General features: G+C 74.4%; 11 protein-coding genes. 3 read left to right on the top strand and 8 right to left on the bottom strand.

What is annotated here, in order from left to right:
• The first annotated feature begins 152 nt into the window (after positions 1–152).
• Positions 153–2,675, top strand: coding sequence for a PT domain-containing protein (locus tag ACH4EB_RS28130; RefSeq protein ID WP_398350656.1), 2,523 nt, complete (start codon positions 153–155; stop codon positions 2,673–2,675).
• 115 nt (positions 2,676–2,790) lie between these two features.
• Here ACH4EB_RS28130 and nucS read toward each other — a convergent pair whose 3' ends face one another.
• On the bottom strand, positions 2,791–3,453 hold the full coding sequence (gene nucS / locus ACH4EB_RS28125) for an endonuclease NucS (RefSeq protein ID WP_385239537.1): 663 nt from the start codon (positions 3,451–3,453) through the stop codon (positions 2,791–2,793).
• A 214-nt stretch (positions 3,454–3,667) separates the two neighbouring features.
• On the opposite strand from nucS, the gene ACH4EB_RS28120 reads away from it, so the two are divergent.
• On the top strand, positions 3,668–4,060 hold the full coding sequence (locus ACH4EB_RS28120; protein WP_398350655.1) for an SCO5389 family protein: 393 nt from the start codon (positions 3,668–3,670) through the stop codon (positions 4,058–4,060).
• Positions 4,061–4,279: 219 nt separating this feature from the next.
• On the opposite strand, the gene ACH4EB_RS28115 is transcribed toward ACH4EB_RS28120, so the two are convergent.
• Positions 4,280–5,308, bottom strand: a complete 1,029-nt coding sequence (locus ACH4EB_RS28115) for an LLM class flavin-dependent oxidoreductase (RefSeq protein ID WP_398350653.1) — start codon at positions 5,306–5,308, stop codon at positions 4,280–4,282.
• Positions 5,309–5,497: 189 nt separating this feature from the next.
• On the opposite strand from ACH4EB_RS28115, the gene ACH4EB_RS28110 reads away from it, so the two are divergent.
• On the top strand, positions 5,498–5,815 hold the full coding sequence (locus ACH4EB_RS28110; RefSeq protein WP_398350651.1) for an ATP/GTP-binding protein: 318 nt from the start codon (positions 5,498–5,500) through the stop codon (positions 5,813–5,815).
• Positions 5,816–5,851: 36 nt separating this feature from the next.
• On the opposite strand, the gene ACH4EB_RS28105 is transcribed toward ACH4EB_RS28110, so the two are convergent.
• The 6 genes from ACH4EB_RS28105 to scy form a co-directional block, all read right to left on the bottom strand.
• A complete protein-coding gene (locus ACH4EB_RS28105) occupies positions 5,852–7,204 on the bottom strand; it encodes an ABC transporter permease subunit (RefSeq protein WP_398350650.1) in 1,353 nt (450 codons plus the stop codon).
• The gene (locus ACH4EB_RS28100) at positions 7,201–8,475 is read right to left on the bottom strand and encodes an ATP-binding cassette domain-containing protein (protein WP_398350648.1); all 1,275 of its coding nucleotides are present in this window, start codon (positions 8,473–8,475) and stop codon (positions 7,201–7,203) included. Before ACH4EB_RS28100 ends, ACH4EB_RS28105 begins: the two co-directional genes overlap by 4 nt.
• Positions 8,476–8,630: 155 nt before the next feature.
• Positions 8,631–9,404 carry an ABC transporter permease gene (locus ACH4EB_RS28095; protein WP_398350750.1) on the bottom strand — a complete coding sequence of 258 codons (774 nt, stop codon included), beginning with the start codon at positions 9,402–9,404 and terminating at the stop codon, positions 8,631–8,633.
• 2 nt (positions 9,405–9,406) lie between these two features.
• Positions 9,407–10,447, bottom strand: coding sequence for an ATP-binding cassette domain-containing protein (locus tag ACH4EB_RS28090; RefSeq protein WP_398350646.1), 1,041 nt, complete (start codon positions 10,445–10,447; stop codon positions 9,407–9,409).
• A gap of 241 nt (positions 10,448–10,688) precedes the next feature.
• Positions 10,689–11,627, bottom strand: coding sequence for a cellulose-binding protein (locus ACH4EB_RS28085; protein WP_398350645.1), 939 nt, complete (start codon positions 11,625–11,627; stop codon positions 10,689–10,691).
• A 114-nt stretch (positions 11,628–11,741) separates the two neighbouring features.
• On the bottom strand, positions 11,742–15,986 hold the full coding sequence (gene scy, locus ACH4EB_RS28080) for a polarized growth protein Scy (RefSeq protein ID WP_398350644.1): 4,245 nt from the start codon (positions 15,984–15,986) through the stop codon (positions 11,742–11,744).
• Positions 15,987–16,140: the final 154 nt, after the last annotated feature.

Here is a 16,140-nt window from a genome sequence, read left to right as displayed (position 1 = left end):
GGTTCGGTTTTCCGCCGTCCGGTACACCGCACGGCGGGCACCGGACCAGAAGCGGCGGCCGGGGAGCACCCCGGCCGAGGGCTGGGGGAGTGCGGACGGCCGGGACGCGAACGGCCGGTCGGCACGCCAAGCGCATCTGGGGGCTTTTCACCATGGACCCGAACACGAACCGGGGACCTGAGGAGTACGGCGAGCAGGACGCCCCTGCCACGACGCCGACGCCCGCGCTCAGCGGCTCCACAGCCGCCCCCGGTGGGCTCGCGCGCACCGTACAGCTCGTGTCCGGCCCCTACCTGCTCACCGTCAACCCGGTCGACGGCAGCGAGATCGAACCCTGCCCGCCCGGCGAGCAGCCCGCCGTCCCCGGCAAGCACGGCCCCGAGGAGCGCGCCGAACTCGCCCGCGCCGCCGCCCCGCCCGCCATACCCGTCTCCGCCGGCCGCCAGGGCACCCTCCTGGAGCGCGCCGAGGAGACCGACCGGCTGGTGCGGCTGCTGTCCCGCGGCCGGTCCGTACGCGTCACCGGCCCCGCCGGATCGGGCCGTACGCGCCTGCTCGACGCGGTCGCCACCGCCTGCGACGGCCTGGCCCCCGACGGCGTGGTGCGGCTCTCCGGTTACCGCCGCACGCCCACCGACGTGCTGTACGAGCTGTTCGCCGCCGTCCACCGGGCCCCGCTGCACCGCCCCGACCGCGGCGAGCTGCTGCGCCTGCTCGGCGAGATCGGCGCGATCGTCGTCCTGGACGACCTGGAGTTCGGCGGCGCCGCACTGGACGAGCTGCTGGGCGCCACCCCCGAGTGCGCCTTCCTGCTCGCCGCCACCCCCGACGTCGCCGCCCCCTCGTCCGGCTCGCACCTCGAAGAGGTCTTCCTCGGCGGCATCGGCCGCGACGCCTGCCGGGACCTGCTGGCGGGCGTCGTCGGCCGGCCGCTCACCGACGAAGAGGCGGCGTGGGCCGCGGACCTGTGGTTCGAGTCCGAGGGGCTGCCCCTGCGCTTCGTGCAGGCGGGCGCCCTGCTGCGGCAGCGGCTCCGTACCGACCAGGACACCCACGACGGGTACGGGGAGCGGTCCGGCGACGCAGCGGTCGGCGACGGCCGGGACGTACCCCTGCCGACCGTCACCGAGGCCGCCTCGCCCGCGCCGCTGATCGCCGCCCGGCTGAGCGACGCGGCGCGCGAGACGCTGCGCTTCGCGGTCGCGCTGGGCGGCGAGCTGCCGCACCAGGCGCACCTGCCCGCGCTCGCCCAGGACACCCACGCGGACGCCGCCCTCGGCGAACTGCTGGACTGCGGGCTGATCACCCCGGCCGGGGGCCACTACCGGCTCGCGGCGACGGTACGGGACCAGCTCGCCGCCGCCGGGTACGACGACGGCGCGGGTGAGCGGGCGCTGACCGCCGCCCAGCACTACGCCTGGTGGGCCGGCCACCCCTCGGTCACGCCCGAGCGGGCCGCCGCCGAGTCCGACGCGATCCTGGCCGCGATGGCCGTGCTGACCGGCAGCCGGGACAGCGGCCACCCCAGCGCCGCCGTCCTGCTGGCCCGTACGGCCGCCCCGGCCTTCGCCGCCGCCCTGCACTGGAGCGCCTGGGAGCGCAGCCTGCGGCACGGCGCGGAGGCCGCCCGGGTCGCCGGGGAGGTGGCCGAGGAGGCGTACTTCCACCACGAGCTGGGCGTACTCGCGCTGTGCACCGGCAACCTCGACCGGGCCCGGGCCGAGCTGGAGGCGTCGATAGGGCTGCGCGGTGTGCTCTCCGACCGGCGCGGCGCGGTCGCGGGACGGCGCGCGCTGGCCCTGGTCGCCGACCGCTCCGGCACGCTCACCCCGCCCGCCGGTACGGCCACGCAGGCAGGCGAGGAGGTCCCGGACGCGCGGACGGAGGAGTCCGCCTCACCGCCCGGCGGGGTGCCCGCCGGGCTCGCGTCGGCCCCGGCCGTCGACGCGACCGCGCCCACCGTGGTCACCCGCACCGCCACCGCGGGCAGCCGTACGGGCGGTGTCGCGGGCGGCGGCAGGACCGGCGGGCGCAAGGCACTGGTATCGGGCGCCCGTCGCAACCTGGTCGCCGCGGGCGCGGGCGCGCTGCTCGTCGCCGTACTGGGCACGGTCGTCACCCTGGGCGCGGTTTCCGGGCCCGACGAGGGCACGGGCGAGAAGGTCAAGACCGAGCAGTCCGCCGAACCGGGCCAGGACGGCGACGGCCTGCCCGCCGACCAGCCGGGCACCGGCAGCACCCGCACCGGCCAGGGCAGCCGCCCCGGTACGGGCCCCGGCTCGACGGCGCCGGGCACGCCGGGTACCAGCGGACAGCCGGGCACCGGCACGGCCGCCCCGAGCACCGGCGCGACGGACCCGACGACCGGCACGCCCACGGACGGGACCACCCGCCCGACCGACCCGACGACGCGCCCGACCGACCCGACCACCCGGCCCACCGATCCGAGCACCACCGCCGAGCCCACGGACAAGCCGACCGACAAACCGACGGACGAGCCCACCGACAAGCCGACGGACAAACCGACCGACAAGCCCACCGACAAGCCGACCGGCAGCCAGGACCCGACCGGGACGACGGGCAACCCGGCGCCCGGCAACGGCAACACGTCGGCGTCCGCCACCTCCGGCGGTGTCGCGGGCGGCGGCACGACCGGCGGCACGGACAGCGCCTGAGCCCGGCACGACGGCCCGGTACCGGCCGTCCGCCACCATGGCGGGCGCTCCGTACCGGGCCGTCGTCATCCGTGGCGGCGGGCCGTGCGGCCCCGCCCGGAGCGGACCGGGCCGCTCAGAACAGCCGCAGCTTGTCGTCCTCGATGCCGCGCAGCGCGTTGTAGTCCAGGACGACGCAGCCGATGCCGCGGTCCGTGGCCAGCACCCGTGCCTGCGGCTTGATCTCCTGGGCCGCGAAGACGCCCTTGACCGGCGCCAAGCGCGGGTCGCGGTTGAGGAGTTCGAGATAGCGGGTGAGCTGCTCGACACCGTCGATCTCGCCGCGCCGCTTGATCTCCACCGCGACCGTCCCGCCGTCCGCGTCCCGGCACAGGATGTCCACCGGGCCGATGGCGGTGGGGTATTCACGCCGAATGAGCGAGTAGCCCTCGCCGAGTGTCTCGATCCGGTCGGCGAGCAGCTCCTGAAGGTGTGCTTCCACCCCGTCCTTGATGAGGCCGGGGTCCACGCCCAGCTCGTGGGCCGAGTCGTGCATCACCTCTTCCAGGGTGATGATGAGCTTCTCGCCACCCTTGTTCTCCACCGTCCACACGCTGCCGTCGCCCTCCTTGAGGGTGCACGGCGGGGACATCCAGTTGAGGGGCTTGTAGGCCCGGTCGTCCGCGTGGATGGAGACCGAACCGTCCGCCTTCACGAGGATCAGGCGAGGGGCCGACGGAAGGTGGGCACTGAGCCGGCCCGCGTAGTCCACGGAGCAACGGGCAATGACGAGACGCATGGTGCGTCACGCTACTCGACCGGAGGCCGCGGACGCGATTCGCCCCTGAACCGCCCGGTCGGCCGGTGGCCGGTTGTCTCCGCAATCTCCTGGTGCGGGCCGGGTGCGCGGCATACCGTTGAAGCGGGGGGTCGTGGTACGGACACGCTCCGTCGCGAAGCCCCCGTCCCATCCCTGAGGCCCCGTCCCGGCGGGGCCGCGAGAGGAGAACCTCATGTCGCTCGACGTCTCACCGGCCCTCCTCGAACAGGCCGAGCGAGGCGAGGTCGACGAAGCGGAATTTGTCGACTGCGTCCGGACCTCCTTGCCCTACGCATGGGGGATGATCAGCTCTCTGGTGGCCCAGCTCAAGGTGGACGGCGGCGAGTTCGCCGACAACCGGACGCCGCCGCCGGACGAGCGGGCACGCGGTCAGCTACTGCGAGCGCTGGCGAGTGACGCGATACGCGGGTCACTGGAACGGCACTTCGGTGTACGGCTGGCATTTCAGAACTGCCACCGGGTCGCGGTCTTCCCGCTCGACCCGTCGGCGGACGACCGGCTGGCCAAGTTCACCTCCGTCCGGGGCCAGCTACTGAACCAGTCGCCCGAGCTGCGCGACTGCTGACCGTAGAGGCTGCCGCTGCGCACGCGCGGGAAGCCGTACGGCGAAGGCGCGCCGGCGGCAGCATCGGTCAGGACGGCGCCGGTCACGCAGAGTCGGCGCGACGTGAACGGCGTCTTCCGTTCACCGGACCGGGACCGGCACTATCGCGCCAGGCGACGGACCGCGGCCGGCACACCCCACCGGCCCGCGCGGGCCGCCGCGCCCCGCCCCGGGACCGGCTCAGCCGAGCCGCGGCAGCACCTCGGCACCCAGCCGTCGTACGTTCTCCTCGGTGGCGGCCAGATCGCCGGAGCCTTCCACCAGCAGCGCGAAGCGCCGGATGCCCGTCCGCTCCGCCGAGGCCGCGAGCCGGTCGGCGCACAGCTTCGGCGGCCCGACCGGATGCAGGTCGCAGAGGAGTTCGGTGTACGTCAGCGGGTCGCGCATGGCGCGGTAGCGGCCGTCGACCGTCTCATGGGCCGCCAGTCCGCGCCGCAGCCAGCCCGGCATGGCCTTGGTGAGGACCTCGGCCGCGCCCTGGCGGGTGTCGCCGACCTGCACCACACCGGCCGAGACGTGCTCCGCCGCCGCGACCAGCGCCGGGTCCCGCCCGGCCGCCAGCGCGGCCCGCCGCCACAGCGCCACCATCTCCGCCTTGTCCTCGTCACCGCAGTGCATCCCCAGCAGCATGGGCAGCCCGCGCTCGGCGGCCAGCCGCACCGACCCGGGCGAGGTGCACGCGAGGACGACGGGCGGGCCGGACGGCATCTCCAGCGACTCGTCGGGCCGCGGTACGACGGCGACCTCCCGGAAGGAGTGACGCTGCCCCGCGGCGCCGACCCGCGGCTCGCGCAGCCAGCGCAGCAGCAGGTCCAGCGACTCGGGGAAGTGCTGCTCGTAGGCGGCCAGCCCCGAGCCGAAGACCTCCAGGTCCACCCAGGGGCCGCCGCGGCCGACACCGAGGGTGAACCGCCCGCCGGACGTCAGGTGCAGCAGCGCCGCCTGCTCCCCCAGGGCGACCGGGTGCTGGGTCGGCAGCACGCTGACGGATGTGCCGACGCCGATCCGGCGGGTACGGCCCAGCAGCAGCGCGGCCAGTGTCGTCGCCGACGGGCAGACCCCGTACGGCACGAAGTGGTGCTCCGCCAGCCAGACCGCGTCCAGCCCGGCCTCCTCCGCGACATCCGCGGTCCGCACCGCCCGGTGGAGTGCCTCCCCCTGCCCCTGACCGGGAAACTGAGCGGCCAGAATGAAAGCCCCAACACGCATCGCTCTTCTGCCTCCTCGCAGCCGACGCGACATCCCCCTAACAGGCAACAACGGGTGACACGTGCCAAAGGCACGGCCTCGGGCGCGGTTTCCTGATGATCGCAGGATTGTGGCGGCCGACAACGCCCCATGACGGAGCCGCGTAGGGTGGTGACGGCCCGTGACCCCGCAGATTTCCCGAGGTGCCCAGTGTCTCCGCGTCGAAACCGTCCCCGCGGCGGTGAGAAGCCAGCCGACCACGCGGGCGGGGGCCGCTACGGACTCGAACGCACCGAGGAGTGGCGCGGCGAGGAGTGGGTCGTACGGCACCTGGGGGGCGGCGGCACGGCCAAGCACTACCGCTGCCCGGGGTGCGACCAGGAGATCCCGCCGGGAGTGCCGCACGTCGTCGCCTGGCCGCGGGAGGGTGACGTGGACGAGCGCAGACACTGGCACAAGGCGTGCTGGAACGCACGGGACCGCCGGAGCGCGCGGCTCCAGCGGTCCCGTAACGCGCCGAGGTACTGAGCGTATCGAGCCCTCGTGCCGAACTGCTGAGTGCTTCTAGACGTCCCGCTTCTCCAGCGCCGCGTACGCGCCGCCGAGGACGACGACGGTGACGGCCATGAGGATGAGCAGCGGCTGCCAGCCGGCCGGGCCGTCGGGCAGGAACGGCTGGTCGTAGAGCGCGCCGAGGCTGTTCGGGATCGAGTACTCGATCAGCTTGGTCGCGAACGGGCGCAGGCTCTCCGAACCGATCATGAACACGGCCATCAGCATGGGCAACAGGACCAGGCCCGTCATCGCGCTGATCGCGCCGGCCGAGTGCCGCAGCAGCGTGCCCGCCCCCAGGGCCAGCAGGCTCAGCACGGCCACGTACAGGCCCGCGCCGACCGTGGCCCGCAACCACTGGCCGCCGGTCGGCGCCGGGCCGTTGAGCATCCCGGCGTGCAGCAGCGCGACCAGGGTGGTGGAGACCGTGGTGGTCACGAACGTGAGCGCGAACAGGACGACGGCCTTGGCGGTCAGCACCCGGCCCCGGCTGGGGCAGGCCGTGAACGTCGTACGGATCATGCCGGTGCCGTACTCCGAGGAGATCACCAGCACACCGAGCGGGATCACGCACAGCGTCCCGAGCAGCAGACCGAACCAGGCGAAGCCGAGCACCGGCCGGACCTCCCGCTCCGGTCCCGCCAGCGCCACCGAGGTCAGCAGCCCGATACCGACGATCAGCAGGATCATCACGCCCAGCGTCCACATCGTGGAGCGCACCGAGCGGATCTTCGTCCACTCGGAGACGAGGGCGTGGCCGAGGTTCGTACGGCGCACCGGGATCGGCGAGACATACGCCGGGGCGGTGCCGCCGGGGCCGGCGGCCTGCCAGGCGGCCGGAATCTGCTGCTGCTGGGGCGGCTGCTGCGCCTGCTGCGGTGCAGGCTGGTAGGGCTGCTGGGGTGCCTGCTGCGGCGGGGGACCGGCGGGCTGCTGCTGCGCCTGGAGCGTCATCGTGCCCGCGTCCCTGGGCGCGCCCTGCGGGGCGTGCGGCGCGGGCTGGGCCTGCGGCGCGGCCTGGGCCTGGAGCATCATCGTCCCGGCCTCCTTGCCGGGCACGGCGGGCGGCTGCTGGGCCTGGAGCGTCATCGTGCCGGGCTCACGGGCCGGAGCGCCCTCCCGTGGTGCCTGGCCCGCCTGCGGCGGCAGCGGCGCGTGGGCCGGAGGCTGCTGCCGCGCCGACGGCTGCTGCTCCGGCTGCGGGTGCGCGGCCAGCGGCCGGGGCTCCGGCTGCCCGGCGGGCGGCTGTGCGGCGGGTGGGTGCGCGGGCGGCTGGGGGACCCCGGCCGGTGGCGTCGGGCCGGCGCCGGGTGCGTCGGTGTCGTGCGGCTCAGGCTGCGGCTGCGGCTGCTGAGGGCTGGTCATCGGGCGTCCTCGGTGTGCGGCTTGGAGATGTCGGCGGGGGCGGCGGGCGGCATCGGCGCCGGGGCGCCGGCCTGCGGGCCCGGCTGCGGCTGTCCGTACGGGTTCGGCTGCCCGTACGGCGAGCCCTGGCCGGCCGGCGGCGGGTAGCCCTGGCCCGGCGCGCCGCCGGGGCCCTGCGCGTACGGGTTCGGCTGCCCCTGGGCCCCGGGGTGCGGCTGCCCCGGGTGGCCGGGCTGCCCGTACGGGCCCGGCTGCGGCATTCCGGGCGCGTACCCCTGCGGCGGCTGCCCCGGCGCACCCGGGCCCTGCGGCGCGTGGCCGGGCGCCTGCGGCTGGAGCCCGGCCCGCTGGTCGACCGTCGAGCGGTAGTCCACGGCACCCTGCGTGAGCTGCATGTACGCCTCTTCCAGGGACGCCTGGTGCGGCGACAGCTCCCACAGGCGGATGTCCGCGCCGTGCGCGAGGTCGCTGATGCGGGGCAGCGGCAGCCCGCTGACCCGCAGCGCGCCGTCCTGCTCCGGCACGACCCGGGCGCCTGCCTCACCGAGCAGCGTGCCCAGCTTCTCGCGCAGCTCCGGCTCGGTGTCCGGCGTACGGACCCGGGCGAAGTCGGCCGAGTTGGCCGAGATGAAGTTTTTGACCGACATGTCGGCGAGCAACTGGCCGCGGCCGATGACGATGAGGTGCTCGGCGGTGAGGGCCATCTCGCTCATCAGGTGCGAGGAGACGAAGACCGTACGGCCCTCGGCGGCGAGCTGCTTCATCAGGTTGCGGACCCACAGGATGCCTTCCGGGTCCAGGCCGTTGACCGGCTCGTCGAAGAGCAGCACCTGCGGGTCGCCGAGCAGCGCCGCCGCGATGCCCAGCCGCTGGCCCATGCCGAGCGAGAAGCCGTTGGAGCGCTTGCGGGCGACGTCCTGGAGGCCGACCACGCCGAGCACCTCGTCGACCCGGCGCGCCGGAATGCCGGAGAGCTGTGCGAGGCAGAGCAGGTGCTGGCGCGCGCTGCGGCCGCCGTGCACCGCCTTGGCGTCGAGCAGGGCGCCGACGTGCCGCGGGGCGTTGGGCACCTTGCGGAACGGGATGCCGCCGATCGTGACGTGCCCGGTCGTCGGGGTGTCCAGCCCCAGGATCATGCGCATCGTCGTGGACTTGCCGGAGCCGTTGGGCCCCAGGAAGCCGGTGACGGTGCCCGGCCGCACCTGGAACGACAGGTTGTGCACGGCCGTCTTGGCGCCGTAGCGCTTCGTCAGGCCGACTGCCTCGATCATTCTCCGCCCCTCAGAAATGGTTCGGGGCAGAGGTGCTCTCGTACCCCCGTGAGGGTTAGGAGGTTATCCGCACGTTGACGGTTCCCGTCAAAACGCGGGCCGGCGGGACGCGGAGGGCCTCGGGAGTCCCCACGCCGGGCCGCCGGAGCACTACTTCACGCGTCGCGCCGTTTCAACAGGGCGTACCCGCACAGCAGTACGGCCGCCGTCCACGCCAGCATGATGGCGAACCCGCCCCACGGCCCGTACGGCACCTCCCGGCCGGCCGGCGGCACCACCTGCATGATCTTCGCGCCGGCCTGGTCGGGCAGATACCAGCCGATCTTCCTGGTGGCCGAGACGTTCCCCAGGATGCTGGAGATCAGGAAGAAGAACGGCATCAGGATGCCCAGCGCCAGCATCGGACTGCGCAGCATCGTCGCCACACCCATCGCGAACACCGCGATCACCGTCATGTACAGCCCGCCGCCCACCACGGCCCGCAGGACGCCCGGGTCGCCGAGGGACGCGGCGTGCGCGCCGAGCAGCGCCTGCCCGATGAAGAACGAGAGGAAAGCCGTCACGAAGGAGACGACGAGGGCGAGCAGGGCGGCGACGAGGACCTTGCTGAAGAGGAAGGTGCCGCGCTGCGGTACGGCGGCGAGCGAGGTACGGATCATGCCGGTGCTGTACTCGTTGGAGACCACCAGCACCCCGAACACGATCATCGCGAGCTGGCCGAGCCCCATCCCGGCGAAGCTGATGTTCGTGGGGTCGAAGGTGAGCCGGTCGCGGGGGGACATGGTGCCGAAGTCGTTCGAGGCCAGCAGGCAGATCAGCGCGCCCAGCGCGACCGTGACGACCAGCGCGATGCCCAGCGTCCACACCGTGGACCGCACCGACCGGATCTTGGTCCACTCCGACCTCAGCACCTGGGAGACCGCCGCCATCGTCATGACCTCCGCTTCTTGTTCCGCCAGTCGGCGCCCCAGCCGCCGCCGGGCGGTGGGCCCGGGGGCGGCGCGCCCGGAACGGCCGGGGGAGGGGGCGTGCCCGGCAGGCCCTCGTCCGGCGCCGCGGGCCGCGGCTCCTCCGTATGCGCGTGGTACTCCACCGACCCGGCGGTCAGTCGCATGAACGCCTCCTCCAGGGACGCCTGCTGCGGGCTGAGTTCGTGCAGGACGATCCGGTGCCGCGCGGCCAGCTCCCCGAGGTCGGCCGCGCTCGCCCCGTCGATCTCCACCGCCGGGCCGGACGCCACCGCCTCGTACCCGGCGTCCCCGAGGACATCGAGCAGCCGCTCGCGCTCCGGTGACCGCATCCGTACGTACGCGCGCGAGTTCCCCCGGATGAACTCCGCCATCGAGGTGTCCGCCAGCAGCCGCCCCTGGCCGATGACGATGAGGTGTTCGGCGGTGAGGGCCATCTCGCTCATCAGGTGCGAGGAGACGAAGACCGTACGGCCCTGCGCCGCCAGACCCTGCATCAGATTGCGGATCCAGTGGATGCCCTCGGGGTCGAGGCCGTTGACCGGCTCGTCGAACATCAGGATCTCGGGGTCGCCGAGCAGCGCGCCCGCGATGCCCAGGCGCTGGCCCATGCCCAGGGAGAAGCCCTTCGAGCGCTTCCCGGCCACTGCGGTCAGCCCGACGGTGTCCAGTACCTCGTGCACCCGGGCGCGCGGGATGCCGTTGCTCTGCGCCAGGCACAGCAGGTGGTTGAAGGCGCTTCGGCCGCCGTGCACGGCCTTGGCGTCCAGCAGGGCGCCGATGTGCTTCAAGGGGTCGGACAACTGCCGGTAGTGCCGTCCGTCGATACGGACCTCTCCCGACGTCGGGTGGTCCAGGTCGAGCATCATCCGCATGGTCGTGGACTTGCCGGCGCCGTTGGGGCCGAGGAAGCCGGTGACGAGCCCGGGCCGCACGGTGAAGGTCAGCCCGTCCACGGCGAGCTTGGCACCGTAATGCTTGGTCAGCCCCTCGATCTCGATCATGTACAGCACGCTAAGCGGGGGCCGGAGGCCCCGCATCTCGGGCGTACCGGACATCGCGGGCGGGGCCGCCGGGCCCCGCGGCCACTCGTACTGTCTGCTGAAAGCATTCCGCCCGCCCGGCCTCCGGAAAGAGGCGGGGCGGGCGGAGAACACGTGTGCTGTGCCGCGCGGTACCGGCCGTCACGGAGACGGGCCGGGGGGACCCACCGGCCGCACCGGCGTCACAACGACGAACGGCGCCTCAGCGCGACTGCTGCGCCGGGACGCCGCGGGAGATCGGCTCCTCGTCCACCGGGGTGCCGGCCGCGGCGACCGCCGCTCCGGTCAGCGTGGCGAGCATCTCGCGGACGTTCGTGAGCTGGGCGTTGATCGAGTCGCGGCGGTTGGTCAGGGCCGCCAGCTCCCGCTCGGACTCGCTGCGGATCCGGTCCGCCTTGGCGTTCGCGTCGGCCACGATGTCCTCGGCCTGGCGCTGCGCCGTCTCCACCGTCTGGCGGGCCCGGCGCTCCGCGTCCGTGCGCAGCTTCTCCGCCTCCAGCCGAAGCTGCTCGGCCCGGTGCTCGATCTCCGCCAGCCGCTTCTCAGCCTTGGCCTGACGGGAGGCCAGGTCCCGCTCGGACTGCTCGCGGCGCTTGGCGAGATTGGTCTCGAAGTCCGCGGCGGCCTGCGCGGCCTTGGCGCGGGTCTCCTCGAAGAGGGAGTCCGCCTCCTCCCGCTTGGACTGCGCGTCCTTCTGCGCCTCGGCGCGCAGCGCGGTCGCCTCACCCTGCGCCTTCGCGACGATGCGGGCGCCCTCGTCCTCGGCCTTGGCCTTGCGCTCCGACGCGAACTGCTCGGCGTCGTTACGGACCTGCTGGGCGGCCGACTCGGCCAGCTCACGGTGCTGCTCGGCGGCCCGCCGGGCCTCCTCGCGCAGGTCCTTCGCCTCTTCCTCCGCGAGCCGGAGGATCTTCTCCACGCGCGCGCCGAGGCCCGCGTAGGACGGTTCGGCGTCATTGACCTGGGCCTGGGCGTTCTGCGTTTCGAGGTGCAGCTCCTCGATCCGCTTCTCCAGCGAGGTGATACGGGCCAGGGCGCTGTCGCGGTCGGCGACCAGCTTCGAGATGCGGTCGTCCACCTGACCGCGGTCGTACCCACGCCGCACGAGCTCGAAGCCGTAGGGGGAGGAAGTGTCGCTCATGGGGTTCCTGTCGAAAGAGACCGGTGAGGTGATAAAGGGAATCCTAGGGGCCGCAACGGCGTGTCATCGAGTCATTGCGCGTTTGAAGTGGAGAATGGCCCCTCATTCGGGTGGCTACCCCTCAGACTGCTTGCCACTCGAACGAGTTGCGCCCGCCCCCGCCGCGGCCTTCGCCCCGTCCTTGCCACCACCATTGGCCGGGGCCTCGAAAGACTCCAACGCTTCCAGCACGTCCTGGACACGGGAGATCTCCGCGTTGATGTCCTTGCGGCGCCGCACCAGCACCTCCAGCTCGCGCTTGCCCTCCTCCACGATCCGCTCCGCCTCCGCGCGGGCCTCGGTGCGCAGCCGCTCCGACTCCCGTACGGCCTCGGCCTTCTTCTGCTCGGCCTCCTTGAGCAGCCCCTCCGCCTTCTTCACCGCCGCGATGCGGACCTTGCTGGCCTCGCTGCCGGCGTCCGACACCATCCGCTTGGCCTTCTCCTCGGCCTCCGCCTGCTGCTGCGTGGCCTGCGCGATCAGCTTGTCGACCCGCTCCCCGGCGTTCTTCATCGTCTCCGAGGACTCGCGACGGGCCCGCTCGTGCAGCTCCTCGACCTCGCTCTCGATGCGGGTGCGCAGCTCCTCGGCGCGCTCCCTTATCGCGGTGGCGTCCCCGCGGGCCTCGCTCAGCAGCGTGTCCGCGTCCCGGCGGGACTTCTCGACCATCGCGTTGCCCTCGGCGGTGGCCTCCTTGACGATCCGGTCGGCCTCCTTGCGGGCCGCGCCCACCATCCGGTCGGCCTGCTCCTCGGCGGCGGTCGCCGACTTCAGCGCCTCCTCCTGGGCCTTGGCCACGAGCTGGTCGGCCTGCTCGGCGGCGTCCGCGCGGCGCTGCGCCGCGTCCTTGCGCGCCGCGTCGACGGTCTGCTCCGACTCCTCCAGCGCCTCGGTGCGCAGCCGGTCGGCCTCGGCCTCCGCCGCTTCCTTGACCCGCTCGGACTCGGCACGCGTACGGGTGGCGTGCTCCTGCGCCGAGGTGACGGTGTCCGCCGCCTCCGCGCGCAGCCGGTCCGCCTCCGCGGTGGCCTCGGCGATCATCCGGTCCGCCTGCTCGCGGGCGTCCGCCCGGGTGCGGTCCGCGTCCCGCTCGGCGCCCGCGACGGTCTCCGCCGCGTCCGCGCGCAGCTTCTCCGCCTCGCTGCCGGCCTCGGTCATCAGCTCGTCGGCCTGCTCGGCGGCGTCCGAACGGGTCTTGTTCGCCGCCTCGCGCGCCTCGTCGCCGATGCGCTCCGCCTCCCGGCGCGCGGTCTCCAGCGCCTCGGCGGCCTCGGCCCGCAGCCGGTCCGCCTCGCCGGTCGCCTCCGCGACCAGTTCCGCCGCCCGCTGCTCGCCCTCGGCCCGCAGCCGCTCGGCGGCCTCCTGGGCCTCGCGGACCGTGCGGTCCGCGTCGTCCTGCGCCGAAGAGGTCAGCTCGGTCGCCTCGGTGACGATCCGTTCTGCCTCGGCGCGGGCCTCGGTGAGGAGCCGGTCCACCTGTTCGGCGGCGTCCGAACGCATCCGGTTGGCGTCGTTGCGGGCCTCCGCGCGGGCGCGGTTGGCGTCCTGCTCGGCCGAGGCGAGCGCGTCGGACGCCTCCGTACGCAGGTGCTGCGCCTTGGCGGAGGCGTCCGCCACCATCTTCTCGGCCTGCGCGGTGGCCTCCGAGATGAGGCTGTCGGCCTGCTCGGCGGCGTCCGTACGGGCCTTGCCGGCCGCCTCGCGCGCCTCGTCGAGCGTGCTGTCGGCCTCCGCGCGCAGCCGGTCGGCCTCCGCGATGGCCTCCGCGACCGTGCGCTCCGCCAGCGCCTTGGCGGCCTCGGCCTCGTCCTGGGCCTCGCGCCGGGTGCGGCCCGCGTCCTCGGCGGCGCGCTCGCGCTCCGCGTAGGCGTCGGCCCGTACCCGGTCGGCCTCCTCCTGCGCCTCGGTACGCGTACGCTCCGCGGCGTGCTCGGCCGCCGAACGCAGCCCGGCGACCTCCTCCTCGGCCTGCTCGTGCAGCCCGGCGACCGCGTCCCGCACCTGCTGGGCGGTCTGCTCGGCCGCGGCGACCAGCTCGGCGGCGCGCCGGTCCGCCTCCTCGACCAGCCGCTCCGCCTCCTCCTGCGCCTCGGCGACCCGCTTGCGGGCCGAGGCGAGCAGCTCCTCGCTCTGCTCGCGCGCGGCCGTGCGCTCCTGGTGGGCCTCCTCGCGGGCCTCGCCGAGCAGTTCCTCGGCCTCCCGGCGGCGGCGGGCCGCCTCCTCCTGGGCGGCGGCCAGCGCCTCGGCGGCCTCCGTGCCCGTGCGCTCCGCGGCGGCCGCGGCCTCCGCGCGCAGCCGGTCCGCGGTCTCCTGGGCCTCGGTCTTCAGGCGCTCCGCCTCGGCGGCGGCGTCGCTGCGCAGGCGTACGGCGACGGACTCGCCCTCGGCACGGGCGGCGGACGCGTCGGTCGCCGCCTCCGAACGCAGCCGCTCGGCCTCGTCCTCGGCCTGCTGCTGGAGCACCCGCAGCCGCTCCGCCGACTCCGCCTTGAGCCTGGCGGCCTCCTCCTGCGCCTCCCGGCGCAGTTGCTCGGCCTCGCCACGGGCGGCGTGCAGCGCCTCCTCGGCCGTGGCGACCTTCTCGGCCGCCTCCGCCCGGAGCCGGTCCAGTTCCTCCTGTACCTCGGTGCGGCGCCCGGCGGCGGCCTCCTCGGCCTCCGTACGCAGGTGCCGTGCGGCCTCCTCGGCCTCCGACCGCAGCGCGGCGGCGGCCTCCTCGCCCTCGCCGCGCAGCTCCTCGGCCTCCTCGCGGGCGCGTTCGAGCGCTTCCTCGGCCTGCTTGCGCAGGGCCGTGGCCCGCTCGATGGCCTCGGTCCGTACCCGCTCGCTCTCCGCGCTCGCGCCCGAACGCGTCTCCTCGGCGTCCGACTTCGCCTTGGCCAGCAGCTCCTCGGCGGTGGCGGCCGCCTCCTCGATCTGCTGGACCGCCTCGCGGCGCGCCTCGGCCCGGATCCGGTCGCCCTCGTCGACCGCCTCGGCCCGGAGCTGCTCGGCCTCGCCGCGCAGCCGCCGTGCCTCCTCCTGGAGCTCGACGGTCTTGGCGCGGTACTCCTTCGTGTCGTCCTTGGCGGCGCCCTTGAGCTGCTCGGCGGTGTCGTGCGCCTCGCCGCGCAGCCGGTCCGCCTCGGCCTCGGCCTCCCGGCGGACCCGCTCGGCCTCCTCGGCGGCGGCCTTCGTGATGGCCTTGGCGTCCTCGGACGCCTTGGTCAGCACCTCCTCGGCGGACCGCGCGGCCTTGGCGAGCTGCGCCGCGGAGTCCTCCGCCGCCTTGGAGCGGGCGGCCTCCTGCGCCTCGGCGACCAGCCGCTCCGCCTCCGTACGGGCGTCCGCGCGCAACTGCTCGGCCTCCGCCTTGAGGGCGTCGGCCTCCTTCGTGGCCTCGCCGACCAGCCGGGCGATCTCCGCCTTGGCCGTCCGCAGGCGCTGCTCCTGGTCCGACTCGGCGGCCGACAGCCGCTTGGCGGCGCTCTCCTGCGCCTCGGTGACCAGCTTCTCGGCCTCGGCGCGGGCCTCGCGCAGCGCGCGGTCGGCCTCCTGCATCCGGGCCTCGGCGGTCCGCGTCAGCTCCGCGGCCTGCCGCCGTGCCTCCTCGGACTCCGTGCCGACGCTGGTACGGAGCTGCTCGGCCTGGTCCGTGGCCTCCTGGGCCTGACTGGAGGCGGCGTTCAGCAGCCGCTCGGCGTCCGTACGGGCGCGGCGCAGGAGCGCCTCGGCCTCGGCGCGCGCCTGCTCGGCCTCGCTGCCCAGCCGGGCGCGGGTCTGCTCGGCCAGCCGCTGCGCCTCGGCGCGGGCGGCGGTCAGCGCCTGCTCGGCCTCGGCCCGCGACTCGTCCATGAGACGGCGCGCCTGCGCCTCCGTACGGGAGCGCAACTGCTCCGCCCACGCCACGTTCTCGTTGACGTGCGACTCGACGGTCTGGCGGCGCTCGTTGAGCTCCTCGTCCAGCCGACGGCGCCGCTCGACCGCCTCGGCGTGCAGGTCGGCCTCCATGCGCGCCTGGCGCTCGGCCTGCTCCTGGAGCAGCCGCTGCGTCTGGGCGCGGGCCTCGCGCACCTCGCGCTCGGCGTCCGTGCGCAACTGGTCGGCCTGGATCTGGGCGTTGCGCAGTAGCTGCTCGGCCTGGTGGCTGACGTTGTCGTAGGCGGGGCGGGCCGCGATCGTGCGCCGCGCCTCGTGGAGCTTGGCTCGCAACACCTCGACCTGGTAACCGAGGTCGTCGGCGTGCTGGACCGCCTTGTCCCGCTCCGTCTTCAGCCGCTCCATCTCGGCCTCGAACTGCGAGAGGTGGTCGTCAGCCTCGTAGCGGTCGTTGCCCCGCACTGCGCGGTCCCATCCGTCCCCTGGTCATGGTGGCGGCCGGCTCCCATCTGCTCGTCCGCAGCCCGAAATGCCTCGTGCCGGGCGCGTGCTGGAGCTGACCCTTCCGAAGAAATGGTGTCAGATCATCGGCGGAGTGTGGACCGGGCCCCGACCC

Origin of the sequence: Streptomyces sp. NPDC018045, from assembly GCF_044327445.1 — a bacterium.
Lineage (GTDB): Bacteria > Actinomycetota > Actinomycetes > Streptomycetales > Streptomycetaceae > Streptomyces.
This window is presented reverse-complemented; position numbering and strand designations above follow the sequence as displayed.